Source organism: Streptomyces sp. NPDC024632 (assembly GCF_055559175.1).
This window is the reverse complement of sequence record NZ_JBVHLD010000018.1, coordinates 46,915-70,836: the sequence shown is the minus strand read 5'-3', so window position 1 is coordinate 70,836 and position 23,922 is coordinate 46,915. Positions and strand designations below refer to the sequence as shown.

Annotated in this window: 28 protein-coding genes; 7 read left to right on the top strand and 21 right to left on the bottom strand. The window is 72.2% G+C overall.

Features of this window, described 5'->3' with window-relative positions:
- Positions 1-36: 36 nt before the first annotated feature.
- The gene (locus ACZ37P_RS30535) at positions 37-912 is read right to left on the bottom strand and encodes a dihydrodipicolinate synthase family protein (RefSeq protein ID WP_402713489.1); all 876 of its coding nucleotides are present in this window, start codon (positions 910-912) and stop codon (positions 37-39) included.
- Between the two features lie 84 nt (positions 913-996).
- Here ACZ37P_RS30535 and ACZ37P_RS30530 point away from each other — a divergent pair, with 84 nt between their 5' ends.
- Positions 997-1,437, top strand: a complete 441-nt coding sequence (locus tag ACZ37P_RS30530; RefSeq protein ID WP_391049717.1) for a GNAT family N-acetyltransferase — start codon at positions 997-999, stop codon at positions 1,435-1,437.
- Positions 1,438-1,513: 76 nt separating this feature from the next.
- Here ACZ37P_RS30530 and ACZ37P_RS30525 read toward each other — a convergent pair whose 3' ends face one another.
- The 3 genes from ACZ37P_RS30525 to ACZ37P_RS30515 form a co-directional block, all read right to left on the bottom strand.
- Positions 1,514-2,656 carry an aminoglycoside phosphotransferase family protein gene (locus ACZ37P_RS30525; protein WP_467349561.1) on the bottom strand — a complete coding sequence of 381 codons (1,143 nt, stop codon included), beginning with the start codon at positions 2,654-2,656 and terminating at the stop codon, positions 1,514-1,516.
- A gap of 132 nt (positions 2,657-2,788) precedes the next feature.
- Positions 2,789-3,514, bottom strand: coding sequence for an HAD family hydrolase (locus tag ACZ37P_RS30520; protein ID WP_467349559.1), 726 nt, complete (start codon positions 3,512-3,514; stop codon positions 2,789-2,791).
- Positions 3,511-4,413: a GntR family transcriptional regulator gene (locus tag ACZ37P_RS30515; RefSeq protein ID WP_355341952.1), complete on the bottom strand. Its 903-nt coding sequence runs from the start codon at positions 4,411-4,413 to the stop codon at positions 3,511-3,513. Before ACZ37P_RS30515 ends, ACZ37P_RS30520 begins: the two co-directional genes overlap by 4 nt.
- Positions 4,414-4,648: 235 nt before the next feature.
- Between ACZ37P_RS30515 and ACZ37P_RS30510 the strand changes: the two genes are divergently transcribed.
- Positions 4,649-4,816, top strand: a complete 168-nt coding sequence (locus ACZ37P_RS30510; RefSeq protein WP_355341949.1) for a hypothetical protein — start codon at positions 4,649-4,651, stop codon at positions 4,814-4,816.
- Positions 4,817-4,886: 70 nt separating this feature from the next.
- Here ACZ37P_RS30510 and ACZ37P_RS30505 read toward each other — a convergent pair whose 3' ends face one another.
- Both ACZ37P_RS30505 and ACZ37P_RS30500 read right to left on the bottom strand, forming a co-directional pair.
- Complete coding sequence (locus ACZ37P_RS30505) at positions 4,887-6,143, bottom strand: GNAT family N-acetyltransferase (protein WP_467349555.1); 1,257 nt, start codon at positions 6,141-6,143, stop codon at positions 4,887-4,889.
- 119 nt (positions 6,144-6,262) lie between these two features.
- Positions 6,263-6,949: an RsiG family protein gene (locus ACZ37P_RS30500; RefSeq protein WP_391049725.1), complete on the bottom strand. Its 687-nt coding sequence runs from the start codon at positions 6,947-6,949 to the stop codon at positions 6,263-6,265.
- Between the two features lie 201 nt (positions 6,950-7,150).
- Here ACZ37P_RS30500 and dtd point away from each other — a divergent pair, with 201 nt between their 5' ends.
- On the top strand, positions 7,151-7,576 hold the full coding sequence (dtd, locus tag ACZ37P_RS30495; RefSeq protein ID WP_391049727.1) for a D-aminoacyl-tRNA deacylase: 426 nt from the start codon (positions 7,151-7,153) through the stop codon (positions 7,574-7,576).
- A gap of 41 nt (positions 7,577-7,617) precedes the next feature.
- Here the strand turns inward: dtd and ygfZ are convergent, their stop codons facing one another.
- The 7 genes from ygfZ to ACZ37P_RS30460 form a co-directional block, all read right to left on the bottom strand.
- The gene (gene ygfZ / locus ACZ37P_RS30490) at positions 7,618-8,628 is read right to left on the bottom strand and encodes a CAF17-like 4Fe-4S cluster assembly/insertion protein YgfZ (RefSeq protein ID WP_355341940.1); all 1,011 of its coding nucleotides are present in this window, start codon (positions 8,626-8,628) and stop codon (positions 7,618-7,620) included.
- Positions 8,629-8,657: 29 nt separating this feature from the next.
- Positions 8,658-9,095: a Fur family transcriptional regulator gene (locus ACZ37P_RS30485; RefSeq protein WP_355341937.1), complete on the bottom strand. Its 438-nt coding sequence runs from the start codon at positions 9,093-9,095 to the stop codon at positions 8,658-8,660.
- 139 nt (positions 9,096-9,234) lie between these two features.
- Complete coding sequence (locus ACZ37P_RS30480; protein ID WP_355341934.1) at positions 9,235-9,798, bottom strand: heme-binding beta-barrel domain-containing protein; 564 nt, start codon at positions 9,796-9,798, stop codon at positions 9,235-9,237.
- 253 nt (positions 9,799-10,051) lie between these two features.
- Positions 10,052-10,966 (bottom strand): hypothetical protein, encoded by a 915-nt coding sequence (locus tag ACZ37P_RS30475; RefSeq protein ID WP_467349552.1) that lies wholly within the window; start codon positions 10,964-10,966, stop codon positions 10,052-10,054.
- Positions 10,966-11,811 carry a hypothetical protein gene (locus tag ACZ37P_RS30470; RefSeq protein WP_467349550.1) on the bottom strand — a complete coding sequence of 282 codons (846 nt, stop codon included), beginning with the start codon at positions 11,809-11,811 and terminating at the stop codon, positions 10,966-10,968. Before ACZ37P_RS30470 ends, ACZ37P_RS30475 begins: the two co-directional genes overlap by 1 nt.
- Positions 11,808-12,668, bottom strand: coding sequence for a hypothetical protein (locus ACZ37P_RS30465; RefSeq protein ID WP_467349548.1), 861 nt, complete (start codon positions 12,666-12,668; stop codon positions 11,808-11,810). The genes ACZ37P_RS30470 and ACZ37P_RS30465 overlap by 4 nt, the downstream gene beginning before the upstream one ends.
- Before the next feature lie 54 nt (positions 12,669-12,722).
- Entirely contained in the window at positions 12,723-13,466 is a 744-nt protein-coding gene (locus ACZ37P_RS30460) for a hypothetical protein (RefSeq protein WP_467349547.1), read from the bottom strand.
- A 181-nt stretch (positions 13,467-13,647) separates the two neighbouring features.
- Between ACZ37P_RS30460 and ACZ37P_RS30455 the strand changes: the two genes are divergently transcribed.
- Positions 13,648-14,010 carry a DsrE family protein gene (locus ACZ37P_RS30455; protein WP_355341920.1) on the top strand — a complete coding sequence of 121 codons (363 nt, stop codon included), beginning with the start codon at positions 13,648-13,650 and terminating at the stop codon, positions 14,008-14,010.
- An 11-nt stretch (positions 14,011-14,021) separates the two neighbouring features.
- Here the strand turns inward: ACZ37P_RS30455 and ACZ37P_RS30450 are convergent, their stop codons facing one another.
- The 8 genes from ACZ37P_RS30450 to ACZ37P_RS30415 form a co-directional block, all read right to left on the bottom strand.
- On the bottom strand, positions 14,022-14,408 hold the full coding sequence (locus tag ACZ37P_RS30450) for a DUF3099 domain-containing protein (protein WP_355341917.1): 387 nt from the start codon (positions 14,406-14,408) through the stop codon (positions 14,022-14,024).
- A 145-nt stretch (positions 14,409-14,553) separates the two neighbouring features.
- The gene (locus ACZ37P_RS30445) at positions 14,554-14,844 is read right to left on the bottom strand and encodes a DUF1416 domain-containing protein (RefSeq protein WP_355341914.1); all 291 of its coding nucleotides are present in this window, start codon (positions 14,842-14,844) and stop codon (positions 14,554-14,556) included.
- Positions 14,845-14,863: 19 nt separating this feature from the next.
- The gene (locus ACZ37P_RS30440) at positions 14,864-15,700 is read right to left on the bottom strand and encodes a sulfurtransferase (RefSeq protein ID WP_355341911.1); all 837 of its coding nucleotides are present in this window, start codon (positions 15,698-15,700) and stop codon (positions 14,864-14,866) included.
- Between the two features lie 167 nt (positions 15,701-15,867).
- Positions 15,868-15,948 (bottom strand): putative leader peptide, encoded by an 81-nt coding sequence (locus ACZ37P_RS30435; protein WP_355342331.1) that lies wholly within the window; start codon positions 15,946-15,948, stop codon positions 15,868-15,870.
- Between the two features lie 236 nt (positions 15,949-16,184).
- Positions 16,185-16,886, bottom strand: coding sequence for an LmeA family phospholipid-binding protein (locus ACZ37P_RS30430; protein WP_467349544.1), 702 nt, complete (start codon positions 16,884-16,886; stop codon positions 16,185-16,187).
- Positions 16,887-17,133: 247 nt separating this feature from the next.
- Positions 17,134-18,795: a hypothetical protein gene (locus ACZ37P_RS30425; protein ID WP_467349543.1), complete on the bottom strand. Its 1,662-nt coding sequence runs from the start codon at positions 18,793-18,795 to the stop codon at positions 17,134-17,136.
- A 1-nt stretch (position 18,796) separates the two neighbouring features.
- Positions 18,797-19,084 (bottom strand): MoaD/ThiS family protein, encoded by a 288-nt coding sequence (locus tag ACZ37P_RS30420; protein WP_391164030.1) that lies wholly within the window; start codon positions 19,082-19,084, stop codon positions 18,797-18,799.
- A gap of 113 nt (positions 19,085-19,197) precedes the next feature.
- On the bottom strand, positions 19,198-20,067 hold the full coding sequence (locus ACZ37P_RS30415) for an alpha/beta hydrolase (RefSeq protein ID WP_467349541.1): 870 nt from the start codon (positions 20,065-20,067) through the stop codon (positions 19,198-19,200).
- Between the two features lie 441 nt (positions 20,068-20,508).
- Here ACZ37P_RS30415 and ACZ37P_RS30410 point away from each other — a divergent pair, with 441 nt between their 5' ends.
- The 3 genes from ACZ37P_RS30410 to ACZ37P_RS30400 all read left to right on the top strand — a co-directional run bounded on the left by ACZ37P_RS30410 (position 20,509) and on the right by ACZ37P_RS30400 (position 23,775).
- Positions 20,509-21,303, top strand: a complete 795-nt coding sequence (locus ACZ37P_RS30410) for a response regulator transcription factor (protein WP_355341896.1) — start codon at positions 20,509-20,511, stop codon at positions 21,301-21,303.
- A 43-nt stretch (positions 21,304-21,346) separates the two neighbouring features.
- Positions 21,347-22,372 (top strand): LacI family DNA-binding transcriptional regulator, encoded by a 1,026-nt coding sequence (locus tag ACZ37P_RS30405; protein WP_355341893.1) that lies wholly within the window; start codon positions 21,347-21,349, stop codon positions 22,370-22,372.
- A 221-nt stretch (positions 22,373-22,593) separates the two neighbouring features.
- Complete coding sequence (locus tag ACZ37P_RS30400) at positions 22,594-23,775, top strand: S1C family serine protease (RefSeq protein ID WP_467349538.1); 1,182 nt, start codon at positions 22,594-22,596, stop codon at positions 23,773-23,775.
- Positions 23,776-23,922 lie beyond the last annotated feature (147 nt).

Sequence of the window (23,922 nt, the reverse complement as noted above, 5' to 3'; positions counted from 1 at the left end):
GTATCCCCCGAGGCGGGAGCGGGGCGGCGGGGCATTTCAGGGGACGAGACGCAGCCTGGTCAGGGCGTCGTCCACGACGGCGGGCGGCGGGGGCAGCAGCGGCAGCCGTACGTCGGGGGTCGGGATGCGGCCCTCCGCGTGCAGCACGGCCTTGATGACGGTCGGGTTCGGCGCGCGGAAGAGGGCGGCGGCCAGGGCGGCGAGGCGGTGGCCGAGGGCCGTGTCCCCCTTGGCGTCCCCCGTGGCCGCGGCCTTCGCCAGCCCGGCCCAGCGGGCGGTGGCCAGGTGCGCGGAGGCGAGGATGCCGCCGGGGGCGCCGAGGGCGAACAGGGCGGGCGCGAAGATGTCGTCGCCCGCGAGGATCTCGAAGCCGTCCGGGTGGTCGCCGAGCAGGTCGACGGTCTCGGCGTCGATGCCGCCGGTGGCGTACTTCACACCGGCCACGCCCGGCAGCGCGGCCAGCTCGCGCAGGGTGCGGGCGGTCAGCGGCTGCCCGGTGCGGTACGGCACGTGGTAGACGATCAGCGGTACGGGCCCGGCGGCGGCCAGCGCCGCGAAGTGGGCGAGGACCCCGGCCTCGCCCGGCCGGGAGAAGGACGGCACCGTGGCCAGGACGGCGTCAGGCACCACCGGCGCCCCGGCGAGCGCCCCCAGCTCCCGTACGGCCGCCGCCGTGGCGCCGCCGGCCGCGCCGAGCACGAAACGCGCGCCGTGCTCGCGGCAGACCCGGCCGACGACCGCCGTCACCTCGGCGCGTTCGCCGGGGTCGAGGGCGGCGGCCTCCGCGGTCGTGCCGAGCGCCACGAGCCCGGCCGCGCCGTCCCGCAGCACCTCGTGCGCCAGCCCTTCGAGGGCGCCCACGGCGACCCGGCCCTGTGTGTCGAACGGCGTGACCAGCGGTACAAGGATCATGTCCGCGAGTCTGACCCGAGCCCATGGCGAAGGTCCAGTTAATTGTCGTGCACGGAACCGTTAAGCAGCGCTACTCTCCCGCGCATGTACGAGATCTCCGCGGACCCGGCCCGCCTCGACGTCCCCCGTATCCACGACTGGCTCTCCACCGACGCCTACTGGGCCCTGGGCCGCACCCTCGCCACCCAGCAGGCCGCCATCGACGGCTCCCTCAACTTCGGCGCCTACCACCCCGCCACCGGCGCCCAGCACGCCTACGCCCGCGTCGTCACCGACCTCGCGACCTTCGCCTACCTCTGCGACGTCTACGTCGACCCCGCCACCCGCGGCCAGGGCCTCGGCACCACCCTCGTCACCGCCATCCGCGACCACCTCACCCCCTACGGCCTGCGCCGCGTCGTCCTCGCCACCGCCGACGCCCACGCCGTCTACGCCAAAGTCGGCTTCACCCCCCTCACCGACCCCGACAACTGGATGACCCTGGGCCTCCAGAACCCTTCGGTGCGGGAGCCGCGGAACCGCTGACGCGGCCTCAGCGACGCAGGCCGCCCGCACCGCCTACGGGAATGCGCGGCTCACGGGGCCTGCGGGCATACGCGGCCTACGCGGCCTCGGCGATGTCACCGCGCAGCGGCGGGACGCGCACGCCGTCGCGCTGCCGCTTGCGCACCCAGTCCACCAGCGCCCGCTCGACCTCCGTACGCGTGGCCACCCGGCGCAGCCGCAGCGGCACCGCGGCCAGGTGCAGCGCCGCCCGCACCCGGCTCACCCCGGCCCCGACCATGCCAGGACCCGGATGCGCGTCGAGCGCGAGCGCCACGCGCATGGTGTCGGCGAACAGCGACTGGGCCCGTTCGTAGGCGGTGTACACCGGCAGGTCCCGTTCGAGCCCGGCGGCGGCCTCCGGGTGTACGCGGAGCACCGCACGCCGCCAGCGCTCGATGACCTCGGGCCGCTGGTCGGCCGGGTACCGCATCCGCACTAGGTGGATGGCCAGGTCGTGCAACGGGTCGCCCCACATGGCGAGTTCCCAGTCCACGACGGTGAGGCCGCCGTCGGCGCGGACGATGAGATTGTGCCGGTGCAGATCGCCGTGGAGCAGCGCGAAGGGCCGTCGGCGCAGCGGCGGCATCCGGTCGCGGAACCAGCGCAACGCGTTCGCCGGGACTTCCAGCGCGGCGAAGAGCGGTGCGAAGTCGGCCCAGTTGGCGGCGCGCACATCGTGCTCGGCGAAGTCCGCGCGGGCTCTGAGGAAGGCGTTGGAGTCGCCGTCCGCGGCCCAACCGGCGGGCAGCGGGGGCAGATCGGCCGCCGACACCCGGGTGAACCCCGCCATCTGACCGACGATGGCGTCCACGACGAAGGGATCCACCGGCTTGCCCGGCGCGCAAACCTCCGCCAGCGCCTTCCCTGGCACGTACTCGTGGACGGAGAATCCGCCGAGCCCCACGTAGTGCCGGGGGGTGTTCTCCACAACCGCCGTGCGCTGCAAGGCGTTCAGGATCTCGCCCTCGTCGGGCCAGACCCGCTCCACGACCTTCAGCGAACCGTCCAGCGGCACCCGCACCTTGACCGGGGTGTGCGCCTCGAAGCGCAGACGCTCCGCCATGCCGGGCGCCAGATCGATGACGTAGTTGCTGTTGTGATGACCTGTCAGCCGCTCACCGAAGCGCGTGGCATCCTGCCGGACCGTGTCCCAAGCGGCAGCAAGGCTCTGCTCCCGGCCGGTCGTCAGGACGCCCAAAGCATCGCTCCCACGCGCTCGCGCACTCACGAGACCGCCGAAGGGCGGCCAGTGTTTGGCACGAACATTAGTGGGTAGCGGCAGCCCCCGCCATCGGAGAGCCGTTAAGACCCGGTTACGGACCGCGACGCCTCACCCGTTCGGGCGACGACTCAACGCGCTCGCGGCGACGACGAGGTCACCCATCCCGACGACCACCGGATGGGGCTCGATCTCCTGGAGCCGCGCCACCCGGCTCCTGGACCGCGCGTAACCGAGGAAACGTACCCGCGCCGCCCGCGCCGCCTCCGCGTCCCGCGGCGAGTCACCGATCATCAGGCACTGCTCCGGCCGTACCTTCAGCGCCGTCATGGCCCGCAGCAGGCAGTCGGGGTCCGGCTTCATCCTGGCCGGGTCGTACTGGTCACGGCCGTAGATCCGCGACCCGAAGACGCTCTCCAGCGAATGGCTCTTCAGATACGTCTCGACGGCCTGGGGCGAGTTGTTGGTGGTGATGGCGAGCAGTCGGCCACTGAGCGCCACGGCCCGAACGAATTCGTCGGCGCCCTCTGTCTCGCGCGCGAACGGTACGGCCGACTCCTCGCCGTGCGCGAGTATCCGCTCGAGCTCGGCGGCCACTCCGGGCGGCCAGGGCTCGCCGAGCATGGCGTGCGGGTCCTTGCTGCGCGCCGTCGCCGGATTCGGGGGACGTATCCCGTGCCGGTCGAGGTACCGGCGCATCTCTTCCGCTATCAGGCTGGCCGAATGCCTCGCGAACAGTTCGCAGACCGGTCCGTCGAAGTCGAGCAACAGGCATTCTGCCGCGTCGAGCAGGGCGAACGGGCTGCTCTCAGGTGATTCGAAGTACGTAGGAGTCACTCAAGGAGTGTCAGCGGCTCGGCGATCGTTGACCAGAGTGAGTCAAACCACTCCTGGGACTCGGTGACGAACTGCGAGTCCCGCTCCTTGGGCTTGTCGGTGTTCAGGCCGAACGAGAAGAGCGTCGCGGTGATGCCGAGGACGTCGTAGATGTTGCCCTTGCCCCGCTGGCCGAACTCGACCTCGCGGTCGATCACTTGATAGTGGCCGAACAGCGCGGTCCGGCCGTTGATGAGGTAGAGCTTGTGCATCGGGGTGATCGGTACGGTCCGCACCTCGACCGACTGCTCGACGTCGGGCTGGAATTCGGCCAGGGCCGCGAAAGCGGCGCGCACGGTGAGGACATGGGCGCGGACGAGTTGTCGTAGCCGCCACAGCGGGCGCTCGTCGGAGGCGTCGGCGACCAGCCGGGGAATCGCCAACTGCGCGGACAGGCTGGGCATCATGAGGCGGAGGCGGATCGACTCGGGCTTGAGGTCGCCGTCCTGAACCCGCGTCAGAGGTACGACCAGCGCGCGGCTGAGGGTTTCCGTGGTCAGCGAGTAGGCGTCGATGGTGACGTGCTGGTGCGTGAACGCCTCGTCGATGTGCGGCCGGAGGGCCTTGGAAGCACGTCCCGGCTCCTGGAGCCGAGTCTGCGAATCCGGGCGGTCTTCCTCCCAGCGCAGCACCTCGGACGGGCGTCCGCGCTGATTGTCGATGTAGCCGTCGTCGCGGAGTACGCCCAGCGCACGCTGGATCGTGGGACGGGAGACGTTGAAGCGCTCTTCCAACTCCGCCTGAGACGGTATGCGTCCGCCGACCGGGTAGCGACCGTCGACGATCTCACCGCGGAGTACGTCCGCGATGTAGCGGTATGGGGGTCGGGAACCGTTGGTTCCGGCGTCTTCCTCGTCCACAAGACGACGTTACAACTTCCGGCGGGACAACGGTGCTTACCTGACCCGAGTTTATCGATCTCGGCCAACTGGGCACACCCTTGATAGAGGCAGCCTCTCTCAACTTCTCATTCGGGTAGGGAAGTTGAATGATCCAGCCTCATCGGGGGTCGCCAACTTCCCGTCCGATGGCGTGCGGGACATCGCAGCCACCCGCCTTCTGCAAAAGCGCGGAGTCGCGAAGGAGGGATCGGTCATGCTCGCTCTCAGTTTGTGCGCATATGCCTTCGAAGAGATCATCCAGTGGCGGTACGGCGCGGCAGGGGCCATCGCCGTCGGGCTGGTGGGACTCGGTCACAAGATGCGGAACACCACGTTCACCTGCATAGGAATCACCGCGATAGCGCTGCTGCTGGCGCAGTGACGGGCCGCGGAAAAGCGGGCAACCGGGTAAGCGGGTAAGCGGGTAACCGAGTAACGGGTCAGCGCGGGGATCAGAAGACGTCGGGGCACCAGGGCCGGCGTGGGGTGCGGAACAGGGCGTCGGCTGTCCTGGCCGCACCCGTTCGGTGTTCGGAGACACGGCCGAGGGCGGCGAGGCGGACCGGGGACTCGTCGCCGAGGTAGAGGCAGCCGAGGTCGGCGACGGACAGGGAGAGGTCGGCGGAGGCCGAGGTGGGGGTGCAGGAGGCGGCGCCCGAGGGCGAGGTCTCCAGGAGGAAACGGCCGCCGGCCAGGCCCGCGGGGTCGTGCACGTCGAGCACGAGGGCGGCGGGGCCGCCCGCATAGGTGCGGGCGGACAGGGCGGCGGGCACGTCGAGCATCCGCAGCCACATGAAGTCGGCGTAGGTCTCGGTGCGGGCGGCGCGCGGGTCGCCGAGGAGCAGCGGCAGGAGGTCGTCGGGCGCGCGGTGGCCGGACTTCAGCAGCGTCACCCAGTCCAGCGCGAGCAGGAAGCGCCACAGCGCGGCCTCGGCGGCCGGGGAGGCGGCGATCAGCCCGTGCACGCTCAGCTCGACCTTGGGGAACTTGCCCGGCCAGTGCTCTTCCTTGGCGGCGTACGCGGCCAGGCCGTCGACCCGGCCGTCGGCGTCGCGGTAGACCACGAAGAAGGGCTCGGTCCACGGCTGGGAGTCCAACGGCCGCTGTCCGGTGTTGACTTCCCACCAGTAGGGGGTGCGGTTGATCGCGCCGGGCGTCACCGCGCGGACCCGCTCGTGCAGCGCGGGGCCGAGCTTGCGTACGTCCTCGACGGTCACGAGGTCCACCCGGCCGCCGTCGGTCGGACCCGCCCAGCGCCGGTCGAGGCCCGCGCGCGGCACGTCGATCTCCCAGTCCGTCACCCAGGTCGCCGCGCCGAAGCCGTACCGTCCGTAGATCGGATATTCGGCCGCGACCAGGATCGACACCGCCTCGCCGCGCTCCTTGGCGGCGGCCAGGTCGGCCGCCATCATCCGGCTGGCCAGGCCGCGGCGGCGATGCGTGCCGGTCACGGACACGTTCGTGACGGCGGAGGCCGCGACGGCCGCGCCGCCGGGCACGGTGAGCTGGCGCGGCATGCTGCGGAAGGTCGCCACACAGCGGCCCTGGTCGAAAGCGCCCTGCGTACGGCTCAGGTCGAACGCGGCCCTGCGGGCCTCGACCTCCGCCGCGCTCACCGAGGGCGCGAGATGGAAGCCGGCGAGCTTGGCCCGCACCCAGTCGGCGACATCGGATTCGGCCAGCGTGCGGATCTCAGGGCTCGAGGTCATACGCGCACGCTACGGACGCACCCGGCCGTCCGCACCCGAATTTCGGCCGGGGAGCCGCCGGGCGCGCCGACCCGCCGTCACCCCGCGCCGACCCGCCGCCACCGCGCACCGAACCGCCCTCACCCGTCCGACAGCAGGTCGTCCACCTTCGCCTCGCCCTCCCGGTACCGCCGGGTGATCTCCGCGCTGCACCCGTCCACCGTCTGCTGGAGGGCCTGGCGGCGGCGTGAGACCTGCTGCTCGTTGCGGACCAGGCGGCCCATCGCCGCGTCCAGCTCCGGGTCGGTGCGGGCGTCGAGGTCGGACAGCTCCACCTCGGCGAGCATGTCCTCGGCGAGCTGCCGCACCCGCTCGGTCAGCGGGGTGCCGAGCGTGACGTGGCGGGCGGAGGAACGGACCCGCGAAGGCCCGTCGGTCAGGATCTCCGAGAGCCGGTCGAGCACGGGCGACGTACTCGGCGCGTCGGGGCCCTGCCCCGCGGCCGTACCGCGCGCGTCCCGCCCGCTGCGCCTGGCCTGCTCGGCCTGGAGGATGTCGATCCTGCCGTGCAGCATCCGCCGCAGATACGACAGGTCGGCCTCCTCCTGCTGCGCGTCCCTGCGCAGGGCGCGCAGCGCGCCCAGGTCGAGCGCGCCGAGGTCGGGCGCGGGCAGGTCGGCGAGCGGGTTGCGCGGCGCGGGCGTGCGCAGCGGACCCCGTGAACCCAGCGGACCAGATCCGTCGGCCTTCAGCATGCGGTGGCCCTTCGTGGTGGGCGCCGTCGGTACGGCAGTGCCGGAAGTCTCTCCAGCGCCGGAAGTGGTCATGCCTGTTGTCCCCTCCGTGGCGGCGCCTGCGCCGCCACCCTTCCGATGCTGCCACCTGCCCCTGTCACCCCGCAGCGACTCTGCACCCGAACGGCCGTCGCAACTGTTGTGCGAAGCCGCCGACCGGGCGTACGTTCCCCTCCCCGCGCTCCCCCTCACCCGTGTGGGTGGCGTGCGGGCGCGGCAGGCCACAATGGGCGCATGCGAGCGGTGGCCCAGCGGGTGAGCGAAGCGGAAGTCGTGGTCGACGGGGAGAGCGTCGGTGCCATTACGGGGCCCGGCCTGTGCGTCCTGGTCGGCGTGACGCACGACGACACGAAGGAGAAGGCCGCGGCGCTGGCCCGCAAGTTGTGGACGCTGCGGATCCTGCCCGACGAGCGGTCCTGTTCCGACATCGGCGGCCCGCTGCTCGTCATCAGCCAGTTCACGCTTTACGGTGACGCCCGGAAGGGTCGCCGCCCCACCTGGAACGCCGCGGCGCCCGGCGACCTCGCCGAGCCTCTGGTCGACGAGGTCGTCGCCCAGCTCAGGGCGCTCGGCGCGACCGTCGAGACGGGCCGGTTCGGCGCGGACATGAAGGTCTCGCTGACGAACGACGGCCCGTTCACGGTGGTCATCGACATGTGAGGCGGCACCCGCGCCCCGAAAAGCCACACGCGCCAACGGACCTACGGCGCCACGACCGTCTCCTGCGACGCCGCCGTCTGCTCCGCCATCAGCACCGCGTCCTCCGGCGTGTTCCGCTTCACCAGGGCCAGTGCGATCGGCCCCAGCTCCCAGTGCCGGGCCGAGGACGTGACGAAGCCGATCGCGCGGCCGTCCTCGCCGTCCGAGGCGAGCCGGACCGGGGCGCCGTGGCCCGGCAGCCGCACCTCGCTGCCGTCCAGGTGCAGAAAGACCAGACGGCGCGGCGGGCGGCCGAGGTTCTGGACGCGGGCGACCGTCTCCTGTCCGCGGTAGCAGCCCTTCTGGAGGTGCACCGCGGTCTCCAGCCAGCCCAGCTCGTGCGGGATCGTACGATGGTCGGTCTCCAGGCCCAGCCGCGGCCGGTGCGCCTCGATGCGCAGCGCCTCCAGGGCCAGCGCGCCGATCGGCGGCGCGGCCTTCGCGGCGAAGGACTCCAGCTCGGCGCGCGGCACGAAGACGTCCCGGCCGTACGCGGTCTCCCGCACGGCCCACTCCGACGGCACCGCCGTGATCGAACCGGCGGGCAGGTACACCACCGCGTAAGCGTCCGTGGCGTCCGCGGTCTCGACGCGGTAGAAGAACTTCATGCTCTCCAGGTAGGCGAGCAGCGCGCCCTGCGTGCCGGGCTCGACGTGCATCCAGGTCGTGGTGCCGTCGTCCACCAGGTACAGGGCGTGCTCGATGTGGCCGTTCGCCGACAGGACCAGCGCCTCGGTCGCCTGCCGGGGGGGAAGTTTCTCGACGTGCTGGGTGAGCAGCAGGTGCAGCCAGGACAGCCGGTCGTCGCCGGACACCGTCACCACACCGCGGTGCGACTGGTCCACGAAGCCGGTGCCGTCCGCGAGGGCGCGCTGTTCGCGGAAGAGGTCGCCGTAGTGCGCGGCCACTCCCTCGTCGGGGCCCTCGGCGAGGACAGCGCCGGGCAGCGACAGCAAAGGACTCTTCTTCACGCCGGTGGTCGCGCCGTCCGTCATGTTCACGCCGTCAGTCATGCCGTCAAGACTACGACTCCGCGCCGGTGCTACGACTCCGCGTCCGAACGCCTGTCCGCGCAGTCCCGGCAGCGGCCGAATATGGCGAAGTGCTTCATGTCCGTCTCGAAGCCCAGCTCCGCGCGCAGCCCGTCCTTCAGCGGCTCGGCCAGCGCGACCGGCACCTCCGTGACGGAGTCGCAGTCGCGGCAGACCAGGTGCATGTGGTCGTGCCGGTCGGCGAGGTGGTACGTGGGGGCGCCGTGGCCGAGGTGGGCGTGGCTGACCAGGTCCAGCTCTTCCAGCAGCTCAAGGGTCCGGTAGACGGTGGAGATGTTGATCCCCGAGGCGGTCTTGCGGACCTCGCACAGGATGTCGTCGGGCGTCGCGTGCTCCAGTACGTCCACGGCCTCCAGCACGAGCTGGCGCTGGGGCGTGAGCCGGTAGCCGCGCTGCCGCAGATCGGTCTTCCAGTCGATGGTCACCACACGGCCAGTGTAGGACCGTCCCGGAAAGCCGACCGTCCCGGAAAGGCGACCCTGGCTTCCCCGGCGTACGCGGGGCGCGGACCCGGGCGTACGCGCGATGCCGGGGCGTACGGCCGGCTCCGCCTCCGTGGAGCCCGGCCTACTTGAAGAAGGCGATGCCGTCGTCCGGCAGGTCCTTCAGGTCGGCGGCCCACTCCCGCGGGTCCACGACCTTCTTCAGGTGCGCCGACATGTACGCGCGCAGCGGCACCGCGGGGGTGGCCTTCTCGCCGACCCACATCAGGTCGCTGTTCACGTACCCGTACAGCCGCTTGCCGCCGCTGTAGTCGGGCGCTCCCGCGAGCCGTGCCACGGCGTCCGTGACCAGGTCGATCTGCGGCTTGCCGTCGGCCAGCTCGCCGGTCCAGATCTCCACGACGCCCTCGTCACGCGTGGTGGTGACGTCGACCTTGCGGTCCTTGTCGATCCGCCAGAAGCCGCTCTCGCTCTCCAGCGGCCTGACCTTCTTGCCCGCCTCGTCCAGCACCCACGAGTGCGAGGTGTACTCCAGGAACGGGCGGCCGTCGTGCGTGAAGACGACCTCCTGCCCGAAGTTGCACTTCTCGGAGCCCGGGAAGTCGTGGACGCCCGCGCCCTCCCACCGGCCGAGCAGGAACACCAGCGGTACGAGGTCGGGGTGCAGGTCGGACGGGATCTCGATCATGTCAGCGCTGGCCCTGGTAGAGCTTCTTCACCGCGTAGAACGCGAAGAGCGCGACGCCCAGGCAGACGAGCACGAGCAGGGCGTCGTAGACATACTCAATTTGCACGGGACGTGCTCCTCGGACGGATCATGCGGACGGGCCGCGCACGAGTCTAGTGCGCCGCCCGTCCGAAGGCGCGGCCAGGCCGCGTGACGTGCGCCCCAGCGCCCCGCCCCGCCGCCCCGCCGCTCAAGCGCTCAGGCGCTCAGGCGCTCAGCCGAGCAGCTGCGCCTGGAGCCGTACGGTCTGGCGGAACGGCACCGCGGGTGTGCCCCGCTTGACGCCCGCCTGCCGGCCCGTCGACTGCACGACCAGCGCCAGCGTGTCCCCGGCGTGGACGAAGGCGTACCGCGTCGCCGTGTCGTCGTACGGCGGGGTCTGGGCGTACGCGGAGACGGTGACGGGGACGGGCAGGGAGTCCGACTCCACGGAGTTGTCGCCCTCCTTGCTGTCGACGCCGGTCAGCGTCGTGTACTCGGCGCTGGTGGCGTAGTCACCGGCGTAGGCGGTGCTGACGAACTGCACGAGGTAGATCTGCGTACGGGTGCCGTCCGGCATGGACCAGGCGCGGCCCGCGATGTGCCGCAGGCCCTGTGCCGTGAGCGTGGTCCCGGCGGCGGCGCGGTCGCCGACGTCGAACCGCCCGACGTAGTCCTCGGCGGCCACCCAGCCCTTGACGCCGGGCAGCGTGGCGTCCTCGACCGCGCCTTCGGGCAGCGGCAGCAGCAAAGACCTGAGGTCGGCGTAGTGGCGGCCCGAGGGGTTGACGCCCGTGTCCAGCGCGCCCGGCTTGCCCGCGGGCAGCTTCGGCAGCGCCAGCGGCGGAAACGTCCACCGTCCGTCGTCCGGCGTCTTGAGCCCCGGCACCTTCGTCCGCTCCGGCTGCGTCACCGCGTACGCCGTCGCCCCGCCGAACGCCGCGAAGACCAGAACGGCGGCCGTCCACCGCGCCAGCGCCCGCAGCCGCCGCCTCGGGCGGCGGGCCACGGGAAGGAGGTGCGGCTCGACGGCCGGCGCGTCGCCGGGCCCCTGGGACTCCGGCCGGGACTCGGAAAGCCGCTCCGGCTGAGACGGCGGCTGCGGCGCGAGGGGGGTGGCGGGCTGAGCCGCAGGCGAATTGTCGGGCATCAGACGGCCTCTCCCGGGTCCTTGATGCGGTCGAGTTGCTGGGCGAGGAGTTTGGCGGCCTCGTTCTTCTGGAGCGGGACGACACCGGAGGCGGTGACCGTGACCATGAGGTCGCCCTCGGTGGCCTGGCAGAGCATCTCGTCGAGTTTTTCGCCGGGCTCGGTCGGCGGCAGCACGCACGTCGCGCCGGGGTGGCCGTCGATCGTGGGCCCGTTGCGGAAGACGCCCAGCGCCTTGGTGAACTCGGTGAAGTAGTCGGTCTGGGCGTGCGCCGCCGTTTTGTTCTTCATCTGGACGATCTCGATCTCGACGATCAGATTCTCGATCGACCGGTACGTCCGCATGCCCGCGCCCTCGATGTGCAGCTGCGCGAGAGCCTTCTCCGTCTTCGCCCGCTGCTTCTTCGTCAGCCCGCCGAGGTCGCCCTTGACCAGGTCGGCGGCCTTCGTCGCGTTCAGTTCCACGTCGTTGCCGAAGCCCTCGACGTCCGGCCCCGGGCCGTAACCGGCGGGCATCGGCAGCAGCAGCTCACTCAGGCTGCCGTAGTGGCTGCCGCCGGACTTCGCGCCGAACTCCTCGGTGGCGGTCGGCGCGGGCGGCGTCCAGGGCGTGGCCACGGCGGGCTTGGCCGACGTGCCGTCGTCGCGCTGCTTCAGCACCGCGTAGCCGATCCCCCCGCCCGCCGCGACGGCCACCAGGGCGCCGACGGCGATCAGCGCGGGCCCGCGCCGCGACCGTACGGGAGCGGGCACGGGTGCCGGAGCGGGAGCGGGCGGGGGTACTGCCGGGGGCCCGAAGGGGGCGGCGGGGACGGACGGCGGTACGTTCTCGGGCTCGTCGGTCACAGCCGCTCCAGTTGCCGCTTGATGAGGGACAGGACGGCCTTGACCTTGACCGGGTGCTCCGAGTCCAGGACGACCTCGACGAAGAGGTTGCCGACGCGGGCGAATCCGATGCCCCGGTACTGGGGCAGATAGCCGTCGCTCTCGTACGGCATTCCCGAGCCCCACGCCTGGCCGTCGGCGGTGCCGGGCACGGGCGCGTTGTGGGCGAAGTGCGGGTTGGTGCCCGCGGCTCCCACCTGCTCGGTGAGGTGCCTGCCGGTGTACAGGGTCGCCTCGTCACGGAACTGCACGACTTCCACATGGGAGAAGTCGTGGCGGGCGTCCGTCCAGCCGGCGCCCGCCACCCGGCGGAAGTCGTTCTGGGCCAGCCGGGTGAAGGCGATGTCGGGGCGGCCGTAGCCGTCGGCGTATTCGACCAGCGACTGCCAGCCGCGTTCCAGCTCCTTCGTGCCCTTCGTCTTCGGTGTCGGCACGAGCAGTTTCAGCAGGTCGCCGTCGTAGACCGCGTTCCGGTCCTGGGCGACGGGGAGGGCCGGGACGTCCGGGCCCGTCCCCCTCGGCTGGGCCAGCGCGGGGCCGGTCAGCGGGGGCAGCGGCGTCGGCTCACGGTCGTGCTGGATCTTGTAGCCCACGCCTCCCCCGGCCAGCACGCCGAGCACCAGCGCGGCGGCGATCAGCAGCGTCGTGCGCCCGCGCGGGCGCGGCGGATGCGGCGGCGTGGGCGGGAGGCCCGATGCGGGCGGCGTGGGCGGGAGGCCCGGCGCGGGCGGCAGGGGCGGGAAGTCCGGCGCGGGCGGCGCCTCGGGCTCCGGCTCGGGGCCCCGCTCCTGGGCAGGGGTGTCTTCGGACAGGGACAAGGGGATCTCCACGAGATGGTTCGGAAGGAGAAGGTCGCGCGGCGGGACCCGAGGTCAGTGACCGGTCTTCAGCCGCTGGAACTGGGCGTCGAGCAGGCGCTGGACCAGCGCGGCGGACGGTGCCTTGCCGCCGGTCAGGGTGATCGTGATGTGGACGTCGCCCTGGTGGGCGACGGCGACCACGGCGCTGGTGCTCTCGGCCGAGGAGGACTGGAGGTTGTAGGCGCGGGCCGGATAGGCGGTGGTCAGCGGAATCCGGGCACCCTGGTACGAGTGCTGCGCGTCGTACGCGGCGGTCTGTTCCGCGCTGCCGAAACGGATCAGCCGGGCGCTGACCTCGAAGGCCCCGTCCCCGGTGAGGTACGTGCGGTAGGCGCCGGTCCGGAAGCCGTACGTCTTCAGGGCCGCTCGGGCGTCGGACGGGTCGGAGGCGCTGCCCGCGATGTCGTCGGCGGTGTACGGCGAACCGTCCGGGTCGCCGTAGACGTCGGCGTCCGAGGGCGCGGGGAGCAGGAAGAAGCGCAGGTCACCGGTGTGGACGCCGTGCGAGACCCGGCCCGGGACGCGCGCGGCGGCCGTGGGGGGTGCCGAGGAGGGCGTGGCCGCGCCGGTCGTCGGGGCCGCTGCCGCGGCGGAGGGCCTGGCGGGCGGGGCGACGGACGCGTCGGCGTGGCCGGAGGAGGAGCCGAGGGCGACGACCGCCCCCGCTGTCACGGCCGCCACGGCGACCAGTCCGGCCACGGCGCCGAACAGCGCGCCACGGCCGCGGCGGCGTACGCCACCGTCGTTCAGTTCCACAGAAGCCCCCCCGGGCGTACACGCGTGCGATGCACGCGGACTCGCATTATGTCGAGACGACACAGCGGCTTCACAACGAAATTTGCCGACGCCTGCGTGACGTACGACACAACCGGAGGGCAGAGGTGCCACCGGTACGGGTGCGGTGCGGCTCCGGGACGGCTGCGCCTACGCTGGCCGGATGGCGAAGAAGCTCGTGATCAAGGTGACGGCGGGCGCCGACGCGCCCGAGCGGTGCTCGCAGGCGTTCACGGTGGCGGCGGTCGCGGTGGCCAGCGGCGTGGAGGTCTCGCTCTGGCTGACCGGTGAGTCCGCGTGGTTCGCGCTGCCCGGCCGCGCGGCGGAGTTCGAGCTGCCGCACGCGGCGCCGCTGCCGGATCTGATCGACGCGGTGCTCGCCGCCGGGCAGGTCACCTTGTGCTCGCAGTGCGCGGCCCGCCGTGACATCAAGGAACAGGACGTCATCGCGGGCGTACGGATCGCGGGCGCGCAGCTCTTCGTCAGCGAGATCATGCCGGACGGCGTGCAGGCGCTGGTCTACTGAAGGCGCGGGCGCTACGGCGGACCGCCGCGGTCCAGCTCGTCCCACCACCGGTCGGACTCCGGGTCGCCGGACGAACCGTAGCTCTGGCGCTCGGACCGCGCCGGGGTCATCCTCCGGTGCTCCTCCATCGAGGTCGCGCCCGGCGGGGGCGGGTCATCGCGCTCTTTCCCGGTCGGCTTCCGCTCCTCGGGCCGCAGCGGCTCCTCGTCCCACCACCGGTCCTCAGGGCCCTTCCGGTTCGCCACGATCGCCGCGACCGGCGGGATCACCATCGCCACCAGGCACATCGCGATGGCCGCCGGCACCGACCAGATGCGGACAACCGACCACGCCATGACGAACAGCACCACGCAGGTGCCCATCATGGCGAAATACCAGTGACGGCGACGCGCGTTCACCCTTCAACGGTACGTCCGCCACGCCGGATCAGCACCCGCCGCGCACCCCCGCCGGACGGAGTCCGGCACAGCAGAGCGGCGGCTTTGGGCGGGAACAGCGAAGGGCCGCGCCCCCTTGCGCGGGGTGCGGCCCTTCACGGCGGGGTCAGACCGCGATGGCGACCTCGGACGGGGCGCCCTGCTGGGCGACGACGGTGCGGTCGACGGTGGCGCCGGGGACGAGGGCGCGGAGCGTCCAGGTACCGGGGGCCGCGAAGAAACGGAACTGCCCGGTCGCGGAGACCGGCACCTCGGCGGTGAACTCGCCGCCGCCGTCGAGCAGCCGGACGTAACCGGTGACCGGCTCGCCGTCGCGGGTCACCGATCCCTGGATGATCGTCTCTTTCGCCACGTCAACTCCTGCCAGATCGGGCCCACCGGCCTTGGCTCCACACATAACGTTCAGTCCTCCGGGGTCAGTTGGAGCCGAGCTCGATCGGAACGCCGACCAGCGAGCCGTATTCGGTCCACGAGCCGTCGTAGTTCTTGACGTTGGCCTGGCCGAGCAGCTCGTGCAGCACGAACCAGGTGAGCGCGGAGCGCTCGCCGATGCGGCAGTACGCGATGGTGTCCTTGGCCAGGTCGACCTGCTCCTCGGCGTACAGCGCCGTCAGCTCGTCGTCCGACTTGAAGGTGCCGTCGTCGTTGGCGTTCTTCGACCACGGGATGTTGCGGGCGCTCGGCACGTGGCCCGGGCGCTGCGACTGCTCCTGCGGGAGGTGCGCCGGGGCGAGCAGCTTGCCGGAGAACTCGTCGGGCGAGCGGACGTCGACCAGGTTCAGCGAACCGATCGCGGCCACGACGTCGTCGCGGTAGGCGCGGATCGAGGTGTCCTGCTCCTTGGCCTTGTACGTGGTCGCGGGGCGCTCGGGCACGTCAACGGCCAGGTCGCGGGAGTCCAGCTCCCACTTCTTGCGGCCGCCGTCGAGCAGCTTCACGGAGTCGTGGCCGTACAGCTTGAAGTACCAGTAGGCGTAGGAGGCGAACCAGTTGTTGTTGCCGCCGTAGAGCACCACGGTGTCGTCGTTGGCGATGCCCTTGGCGGACAGCAGCGCCTCGAAGCCGGCCTGGTCCACGAAGTCGCGGCGGACCGGGTCCTGGAGGTCGGTCTTCCAGTCGATGCGGACGGCGTTCTTGATGTGGTTCTTGTCGTAGGCCGAGGTGTCCTCGTCGACCTCGACAATGACCACCTTGGGGTCGTCGATGTGGGCCTCGACCCAGTCGGCGTCCACCAGGACGTCACTGCGGCTCATCTTGTTTCTCCTCCGGGGCAGTACGGATGTGCGGTGCGCGACGGGCGCGCGGGGCTTGCGAGGGATACGCGATGCGCGTGATGCGCGGGGATTCGCCTGGCAGGCAGGGGAGGCAGGCTGCGCCGGGGGCCGTTACGGCCGGCATCGGCACGGAGGAACCGCCACCCCTAGGGCATGCGACAGAGCATGGCGGCGACGCGGCACAGGTCGACTGCCCGCCGCTTCGTGAGATCCGCCTGTCGCTTCATGGTCCCGATCGTAGGGATATCAACCCGTAGGTGTCACCGTCGTGTCATATACCGAGACAAGATTGTCCGCATGGCGGGATCACCATGCCACGCAACCCGCGTCTCGGCCCGTCCGGCGGCCTGCCGACGGCGTACGAGCGGCTTAATACCCCATGCCGGACCGTTCCGAACCACCCGATCGGGCGATACGGTCACCCCGCCCACCTGCGGAGGACTGCGGTACGGACACCGCCGTCTCAGTTGGCGAGAACGACGTTCTTGCCGCCCGCCGCCACCGACAGCCCGTCCGGCGTGCTGGTCACGGACGTCAGCGCGATCCCGGAGGGCAGGTGGGTGAGCTGCCCGGTGAAGTCGATCTGCTGCCGCACCTGGTCCTCCAGGCCCAGCTCGGTGAACGCCTTCGGCAGCTCCGCCGCCTGGAGGCCGATCTCGTCGGCGCCGCGCACCGTCACCTCGCTGAGCACGCTCAGCCTCGCGCCCATGAACTCGCCGGTGATCTTGACCAGCGCGCCGCCGTCCTTGCTCTTGGCGTCGCCCGCCGACGAGACCGTGATCCCGGTGGGCGCGGCCTTCGTCAGGTCCTCGTAGGTGAGGAAGGCGATGCCGTCGGCGGTGTCCGCGACCGCCCGCCGGTAGCTGTCGGAGAGCCGTACACCGTGCAGGTCGGCGTGGAAGGAGTCGATCCGCAGCGTCTGCTCGCCGTTGCCCGCCGCGATGTCCTTCGCGGAGATCTTGACCTCGTCCAGCTTGCCGCCGGCGGCCTGGGTGAGGAACGGGAAGCCCTCGATGGACACCTTGGGCTTGGTGGTCAGGCCCTCGGTGAGCGCGGCGCGGTCGGCGGCCTTGTTCTGCGCCACCGACACCGTGATCCGGTCGGCCGCGACGAAGAGGCCGCCGAGGATCACCAGGACGATCAGAACTGTCCGCGCCACTCGCATGTGCTGTCGCTCCCCGCTCGTTCCCCGCTGATCTCCCCTCAGCCCTGACGGCGGGGCAGACCCGACGGTTCCCCGCGCGGCCAACCGTTACCGCGGCTCAATCCGCCCTTCACACGGTGCGCACGTGACCTGTGCGCCGCCTGTGCGAACAATTCACCGCCCGCGCGGACGGACCACCGCCCGGGCAGACGGATCACCGCCCGCGCGGACGGATCACCGCGCGGGCGGATCGAGCCGGTGGTCGCCGTCAGCCCGTGAGGACGCGGCCGAGGATGTAGACGGCCGGGGCCGCGGCGGTCAGCGGCAGCGCCACACCCGCGGTGAAGTGCACGAAACGGGACGGGAAGTCGTAGCTGGCGACCCGCAGGCCGATCAGCGCGCAGACACCGCAGGCCGCGGCGAGCATGACGGCGTCCCCGCCGCTCATCCCGGTGGCCGGTCCGGTGGCGAAGCCGGTGGCCGCGGCGGCCAGCAGCGCCACGACGACGGAGGCGGCGCCCGGCAGCGGGAGGGCGCGGACGAGGGCCGCCAGGGCCACCGCGACGGCGCCGACCACGACCGGATCGGACCCGGCGTCGGAGGCCGCGGTGGCGAGGTAGCCCGCCGCGACGACCGTGAGCAGCGTGGACGCGGAGGTCGCCGTCAGCGAGGACATGCGTTCGTCGGCCGAGCCGTGGTGCCGCAGTTGCAGGACGAGCACGAGGAGCAGCCATACGCCGAGGGTGCCGATCAGCACCGCGGGGCCGTGGTCGTCACCGGCGATCAGCAGGCCGATGTCGGCGGTCACGCCGGACAGGAACGCCAGCGCGATGCCCTGCCGGGCGGGCCACATGCCGTTGAGCCGGAACCATCCGGCCGCCGTCACCGCCTGGAGCACCACCAGCAGCACCGCGAGGCCCGGCTTGCCGAGCGCCGCGCCGCCCGCCATCAGCAGGCCGAGCGCCGCCGTCAGCGCCGCGGGCTCCAGCCCGGGGGCGATGATCGGTGAGCCGGTCCTGACCGGTGCCTGCGGCTGCCCCTGGGCCTGGGACTGGCCCTGGCCCTGGCCCTGGTCGCCGTGCCTGCCCGGCGTCTGCTGCGGCAGGCTCTCGACCACCGGCAGCACGGCGGTCTGCTCGACCCCGCCCGCCTGCGGGTGCGGGTGCGCCGCCCCTTGGGCCCAGTCCGCGCCTCCCGCGTGCCCGCCCCACGCGTCCCCGGGCGTCGGCGGCGCGTACGGCGCCCCCGGCTCCGAGTACGGCGGCATCGGCCCGGCCAGCGGCTCCGGCACGTACGTCCGGCCCCCGTCCGGGTGGTCCCCGTACTCGCGCGCGCCATACCCCTCGTCGTGGCCGCCGACCGGATAGACCCCGGCCCCCTGACCGGCGTGCCGGCCGCCGCCGTCCTGACCGTCACCGGCGTACGCGCCACCGGGCGCCGCGTACCCCTGACCCGCGTATCCCTGGCCCGCGTATCCCTGACCCGCGGGCCCGCCGGGTGCCTGGCCGCCGTACGAACCGCCGCCGGTTCCGCCGTACCCGGCGTCCTGGCCCGCGCCGTGGCCGCCGCCCGGATACGCGGCCCCGCCGTTGTCCCCGGGCGCTCCGTACCCCGCGGCCGGGTAGCCCTCGGGCGCCTGGCCGCCGTACGGGCCCCCGTGGCTGCCGTACCCGGAGTCGTGTCCCTCGGGTGCGTAGGAGCCAGGGACGTAGGTGCCGCCGTGGCCCTCGGCCGGGTACGTGCCGGGGAGCTGACCGCCGTAGCCGGGGTCGTAGCCACCGCCGGTTGGCGCGTCACCCGGGGCTCGGTGCCTGGCGTGGCTCGGGTCGGACGGGGAGCGGCCGTCGTGGTCGCCCTGGGCGGTGTCCGGGTCCGCGGGCCGCCGGCCGGATTCGTCGCCGGGCTGGAAGCCGTGCCATTCGTTGGTCATGTCATCCTCCCGCGAACGGTGGGAGGACCTCCACCGTGCCGCCGTCGGCCAGTACGACCGAAGTGTGGTCCCGGGTGCCGACGGGGTTGCCGTCGACGAGGTAGGAGCTGCGCAGCAGGACGCGGGCGAACTCCGGGCGCTGGGCGTGCCGTTCGCGTGCGGCGGCCAGGGCGTCGGCGAGGGTCGCCGCGCGGTACGGCTCCTCCGCCGTGCCCGCGGCGGCCTTGGCGGCGGCCCAGTAGCGGATCGTGCCCGCCGCCGGGCGCGCGGCCGTGTCGGGTGCGGCCATCGCGGCTCCGTCCTTCGTTCTGTCCTGTGCTCGCCGTACGTGTCACTCGCCGTACGTGTCACTCGCCGTGCGTGTCTGACGTGTGGTGCGGCGTCCATCATGGCCCGTCCACGTCACCTCGCGGGAACGCGGCCCGTCAGCCAGTCGCCGATCCGGCGCAGCAGCGCGTCGTCCGCGGCGTTCTCCGCGTGGCCGAAACCGGGTTCGATCCACAGCTCCGCCCGGTCCCGCCCGGCCGCGTCGGCCAGCGAGAGCGGGTGGTCCAGCGGGAAGTAGCCGTCCCGGTCGCCGTGCACGATGAGCAGCGGGATGTCCGGGTCGATCAGCGGGACGGCCTCGACCGGGGAGAGCGGCACCGGGTCCCAGTCCGCCGCGCGGATGCGGGTCTTCAGGCCGAGCCGCGAGACCAGGCGGCCCGCCGGGCGGGTGATCGCCCAGTGCACGCGGCGCATGGGCGCGGTGCCGCGGTAGTACCAGCGGGCGGGCGAGCTGACGGAGACGACCGCGTCCACACGCGCCGGTGAATGCGCCGTCGTGCGCCCGTCACGCGCCGGGCGCACGACCCCCCGCCCGTCCACCCGCGCGTTCCGTCGTACGTCGCCACGTACGCCGTCCTCACGTACACCGACCCCGCGCGCACCGGCCCCGCGTACGTCATGAGGCCCCGCCGCCGAGCACACCGCCGCGTGCACCGTCTGTCCCGCCGCGTGCCGCAGGACCACGGAGCCGCCCATGGAGAAGCCGACGGTGGCCACCCGCCGGTAGCCGAGGCGGCGGGCCCAGGAGACGGCCGCGTCGAGGTCGAGCACTTCGAGATCGCCGACCGTGGACAGGCCGCCGGACCGCCCGTGGCCGCGGAAGGAGAAGGTCACGACACCGGCCGAACCGCCGAGGACACGGGCCGCCCTGCGCACCGCGGGCCGCTCCAGCGCACCGGTGAATCCATGGGCCACGACGATCGCCAATTCGCGCTCTTCGGCCATCGATTCGCGCACTTCGGCCGCCGATTCACCCCTCGAATCGGCGGCCGATTCACGGGTCGTTTCGACGCGCCGGACATCACCTGTCCGGTCCGCCGTATCGACCGCCGATTCCGTGTCCGCGGGCCGGTGTTCCGCCTCGATCCGTACGCCGTCGGCCGTCAGGAGCGTTCTCCGCCCAGCGGCATTACCGTCGCCGGAAGTGATCGGTGCTACACGGAAACGCTGGTCATCGGTCTCGGCAGGGCTGTCCATGTGGGCTATTCTTCCGTGCAAGAGGACCTGGGCAATGTCGCCCCCGGGTCCTTTCGTGCTTTCCGGCACGAGGTACGTCCTCGCAGGGACCGAGGAGGGTTCGGAAATGAGCAAGCGCACCGCGTGCGGAAACCGCGCACAGCCACGAGCACACCGACGAAACGTCCGGACGACCGACGGGAGCTGCCGGTGAGTTCTCTCCTGCTTCTGACCAATGCCCTCCAGCCCTCCACCGAAGTGCTGCCCGCGCTCGGGCTGCTGCTGCACAGCGTCCGCGTGGCGCCCGCCGAGGGCCCGGCCCTGGTGGACACCCCGGGCGCCGACGTGATCCTGATCGACGGCCGCCGCGATCTGCCGCAGGTGCGCAGCCTGTGTCAACTCCTGCGCTCGACCGGGCCCGGCTGCCCGCTGATGCTGGTCGTCACCGAGGGCGGACTCGCCGCGGTGACCGCGGACTGGGGGATCGACGACGTGCTGCTGGACACCGCGGGTCCCGCCGAGGTGGAGGCCCGGCTGCGGCTGGCCATGGGCCGCCAGCAGATCACCACGGACGACAGCCCGATGGAGATCCGCAACGGCGACCTGTCGGTCGACGAGGCCACGTACAGCGCCAAGCTCAAGGGCCGGGTCCTGGACCTGACCTTCAAGGAGTTCGAGCTGCTGAAGTACCTGGCGCAGCACCCGGGCCGGGTCTTCACCCGCGCCCAGCTCCTCCAGGAGGTGTGGGGCTACGACTACTTCGGCGGCACCCGCACGGTGGACGTGCACGTACGGCGGCTGCGCGCCAAGCTCGGCGTGGAGCACGAGTCGCTGATCGGCACCGTCCGCAATGTCGGCTACCGCTTCGTGACCCCGGAGAAGGTCGAGCGGGCCGCCGAGGAGGCCGCCAGGAGCGAGGCCGCGCAGGGCCGCGGGCCGCAGCGTTCCGACGAGCCCGCGGACGTCCCCGTCGAGCGGCTGAAATCCGCCGAACAGACCGTATGACGAGCCATGTGACGGCTGGATAGACACGCGTAGACTGCGCGACGTGCCCAAGGTGACGCGTGACGACGTGGCAAGGCTGGCGGGGACGTCCACCGCGGTCGTCAGCTACGTCATCAACAACGGACCCCGGCCGGTAGCCCCGGCCACCCGCGAGCGCGTGCTCGCGGCCATCAAGCAGCTCGGCTACCGCCCGGACCGTGTGGCCCAGGCGATGGCGAGCCGCCGTACCGACCTCATCGGTCTGATCGTGCCCGACGCGCGCCAGCCGTTCTTCGCGGAGATGGCGCACGCGGTGGAACAGGCCGCGTCGGACCGCGGGAAGATGGTGCTGGTCGGGAACTCCGACTACCTCGACGAACGCGAGGTGCACTACCTGCGGGCCTTCCTCGGCATGCGGGTCTCCGGGCTGATCCTGATCAGCCAGGGCCCCAGCGAGAACGCGGCGACCGAGATCGACGCCTGGGACGCGCGTGTGGTGCTGCTGCACGAGCGGCCCGAGGCGATCGACGACATCGCCGTGGTCACCGACGACATCGGCGGCGCGCAGCTCGCCACCCGCCACCTGCTGGAGCACGGGCACGCGTACGTGGCCTGCCTCGGCGGCATGGAGAAGACGCCGGTGATCGGCGACCCCGTCACCGACCACGTGGTCGGCTGGCAGCGGGCCATGCAGGAGGCGGGGCGGTCCACGGAGGGCCGCCTTTTCCAGGCCCCGTACAACCGGTACGACGCCTACGAGGTCGCGCTGGGCCTGCTGGCCGGGCCCGACCGGCCGCCGGCCATCTTCTGCGCCACCGACGACCAGGCGATCGGCGTGCTGCGCGCCGCGCGTGAGCTGCGGATCGACGTGCCGGAACAGCTCGCGGTCGCCGGGTTCGACGACGTGAAGGAAGCCGCGCTCGCCGATCCGCCGCTGACCACGGTCGCCTCCGACCGGCAGGCGATGGCCAGGGCGGCGGTGGACGCGGTGCTCGACGACTCGCTGCGGGTGCCGGGCGCCCGGCGCGAGCGGCTGCGGCAGTTCCCCTCCCGGCTCGTGGTGCGGGGGTCGTGCGGCTGCCACGGGTAGCCGCCGGAGCCGGGGCACACGGCCGCCGCGCGTAGCCGTACGCGCGGCGGTGCACGGGCGGCGGTGTACGGGCGGTCGCGGGCGGGCCGCGGTGTACGGGCGGTCGCGAGCGGTCGGGACCGGGGGTTCCCGATCTTGTTTATATGGGGCATACCCACTTCTGCCGGGCTTCTCAGCGAGTGCTCAGGAAGCTCTCATCTTCCGGGCACAGAGTCATTGTCATGACCGAGAGCAGCCGCACCGGCGGCGAACACCAGAACCCGGACGAACCGCAGCTTCCGCTCTACTTCGGCAATGAGGCCCCCCAGGTCTCCGAGCCGGAGGCCCCGCAGTACCGCCAGGCCCCCGACTACGACGCCCCCTCCGCGACCGGCTTCCCGCCGCCGCCCCCGTACGACCCCGCCACGCCCGCCGTCGCCGGGGCGTCGCCCGCTCCCCGCCGCAAGGCCCGCAAGCCCGTCGCGCTGTTCGCCGCCGTCGCGCTCGCGGCCGGTGTGATCGGCGGCGGCGCGGGAGCCCTGATCGGCAACGCGACGCACGACAACGGCACGACGACGACGGCCAGTTCGGCGGTCAACGCGAGCGTCGTGAACGGCAGCGTCAGCAGCGTGGCCAAGGCGGTCAGCCCCAGCGTCGTCGAGATCAACGCGACGTCCGGCGCGGGCAAGTCCACCGGCGCCGGTGTCATCATCACCAGCGGCGGCGAGATCATCACCAACAACCACGTGGTCGCCGGATCGACCTCGGTGTCCGTGACGTACAGCCACGGCAAGACGGCCACCGCGACGGTGGTCGGCACCGACTCCGCCAAGGACCTCGCGCTGATCAAGGTGCAGGGTGCCAGCGGACTGCCCGCGGCCACGCTCGGCGACTCCTCGAACATCGCCGTCGGCGACTCGGTGGTGGCCATCGGCTCCCCCGAGGGCCTGACCGGCACCGTCACCAGCGGCATCGTGTCCTCGCTCAACCGCGACGTGACCGTGTCCACCGACGAGAACCAAGGCCAAGGCCAGGGCGGCCAGGGCAACGGCCAGTGGCCGTTCTCCTTCGGCGGCAACCAGTACAACGGCGACACCGGCAACTCCACCACCACGTACAAGGCGATCCAGACCGACGCCTCGCTCAACCCGGGCAACTCCGGCGGCGCCCTGATCAACATGAGCGGCCAGATCATCGGCATCAACTCCGCGATGTACTCGGACGCGTCCTCCTCGGGCAGCAGCTCCGGCAGCGTCGGCCTCGGCTTCGCGATCCCGATCAACACCGTGAAGTCCGACCTCGCGAGCCTGCGCGCGGGCGGCACCAGCGGCAGCGGCACGACCGACACCAACGGCAGCAGCAGCGGGAACGGCAACGGGAGCAGCAGCGGCGGTAACAGCAGCGGCGGCTTCGGCGGCTTCTGAGCCGACGGGACCGCGGGCACGCGGAACAGCTGAGGGGCCGCCCTCGCCTCTCGGCCTCACCCGACCCTCCGCATCACCGACTCTCCGCCTACCCAACCGTCCGTCCCCCCGCCCCTCCGGAAAGAACGGCACCACCCCGAACCACCC

What these genes read in the sequence shown, in the direction of transcription:
- ACZ37P_RS30535 (WP_402713489.1), bottom strand. Translation starts at nt 912, where the DNA reads ATGATCCTTGTACCGCTGGTCACGCCGTTCGACACACAGGGCCGGGTC.
- ACZ37P_RS30530 (WP_391049717.1), top strand. Translation starts at nt 997, where the DNA reads ATGTACGAGATCTCCGCGGACCCGGCCCGCCTCGACGTCCCCCGTATC.
- ACZ37P_RS30510 (WP_355341949.1), top strand. Translation starts at nt 4,649, where the DNA reads ATGCTCGCTCTCAGTTTGTGCGCATATGCCTTCGAAGAGATCATCCAG.
- ACZ37P_RS30505 (WP_467349555.1), bottom strand. Translation starts at nt 6,143, where the DNA reads ATGACCTCGAGCCCTGAGATCCGCACGCTGGCCGAATCCGATGTCGCC.
- ACZ37P_RS30500 (WP_391049725.1), bottom strand. Translation starts at nt 6,949, where the DNA reads ATGACCACTTCCGGCGCTGGAGAGACTTCCGGCACTGCCGTACCGACG.
- dtd (WP_391049727.1), top strand. Translation starts at nt 7,151, where the DNA reads ATGCGAGCGGTGGCCCAGCGGGTGAGCGAAGCGGAAGTCGTGGTCGAC.
- ygfZ (WP_355341940.1), bottom strand. Translation starts at nt 8,628, where the DNA reads ATGACTGACGGCGTGAACATGACGGACGGCGCGACCACCGGCGTGAAG.
- ACZ37P_RS30480 (WP_355341934.1), bottom strand. Translation starts at nt 9,798, where the DNA reads ATGATCGAGATCCCGTCCGACCTGCACCCCGACCTCGTACCGCTGGTG.
- ACZ37P_RS30475 (WP_467349552.1), bottom strand. Translation starts at nt 10,966, where the DNA reads ATGCCCGACAATTCGCCTGCGGCTCAGCCCGCCACCCCCCTCGCGCCG.
- ACZ37P_RS30455 (WP_355341920.1), top strand. Translation starts at nt 13,648, where the DNA reads ATGGCGAAGAAGCTCGTGATCAAGGTGACGGCGGGCGCCGACGCGCCC.
- ACZ37P_RS30445 (WP_355341914.1), bottom strand. Translation starts at nt 14,844, where the DNA reads ATGTGTGGAGCCAAGGCCGGTGGGCCCGATCTGGCAGGAGTTGACGTG.
- ACZ37P_RS30440 (WP_355341911.1), bottom strand. Translation starts at nt 15,700, where the DNA reads ATGAGCCGCAGTGACGTCCTGGTGGACGCCGACTGGGTCGAGGCCCAC.
- ACZ37P_RS30435 (WP_355342331.1), bottom strand. Translation starts at nt 15,948, where the DNA reads ATGAAGCGACAGGCGGATCTCACGAAGCGGCGGGCAGTCGACCTGTGC.
- ACZ37P_RS30430 (WP_467349544.1), bottom strand. Translation starts at nt 16,886, where the DNA reads ATGCGAGTGGCGCGGACAGTTCTGATCGTCCTGGTGATCCTCGGCGGC.
- ACZ37P_RS30425 (WP_467349543.1), bottom strand. Translation starts at nt 18,795, where the DNA reads ATGACCAACGAATGGCACGGCTTCCAGCCCGGCGACGAATCCGGCCGG.
- ACZ37P_RS30420 (WP_391164030.1), bottom strand. Translation starts at nt 19,084, where the DNA reads ATGGCCGCACCCGACACGGCCGCGCGCCCGGCGGCGGGCACGATCCGC.
- ACZ37P_RS30415 (WP_467349541.1), bottom strand. Translation starts at nt 20,067, where the DNA reads ATGGCCGAAGAGCGCGAATTGGCGATCGTCGTGGCCCATGGATTCACC.
- ACZ37P_RS30400 (WP_467349538.1), top strand. Translation starts at nt 22,594, where the DNA reads ATGACCGAGAGCAGCCGCACCGGCGGCGAACACCAGAACCCGGACGAA.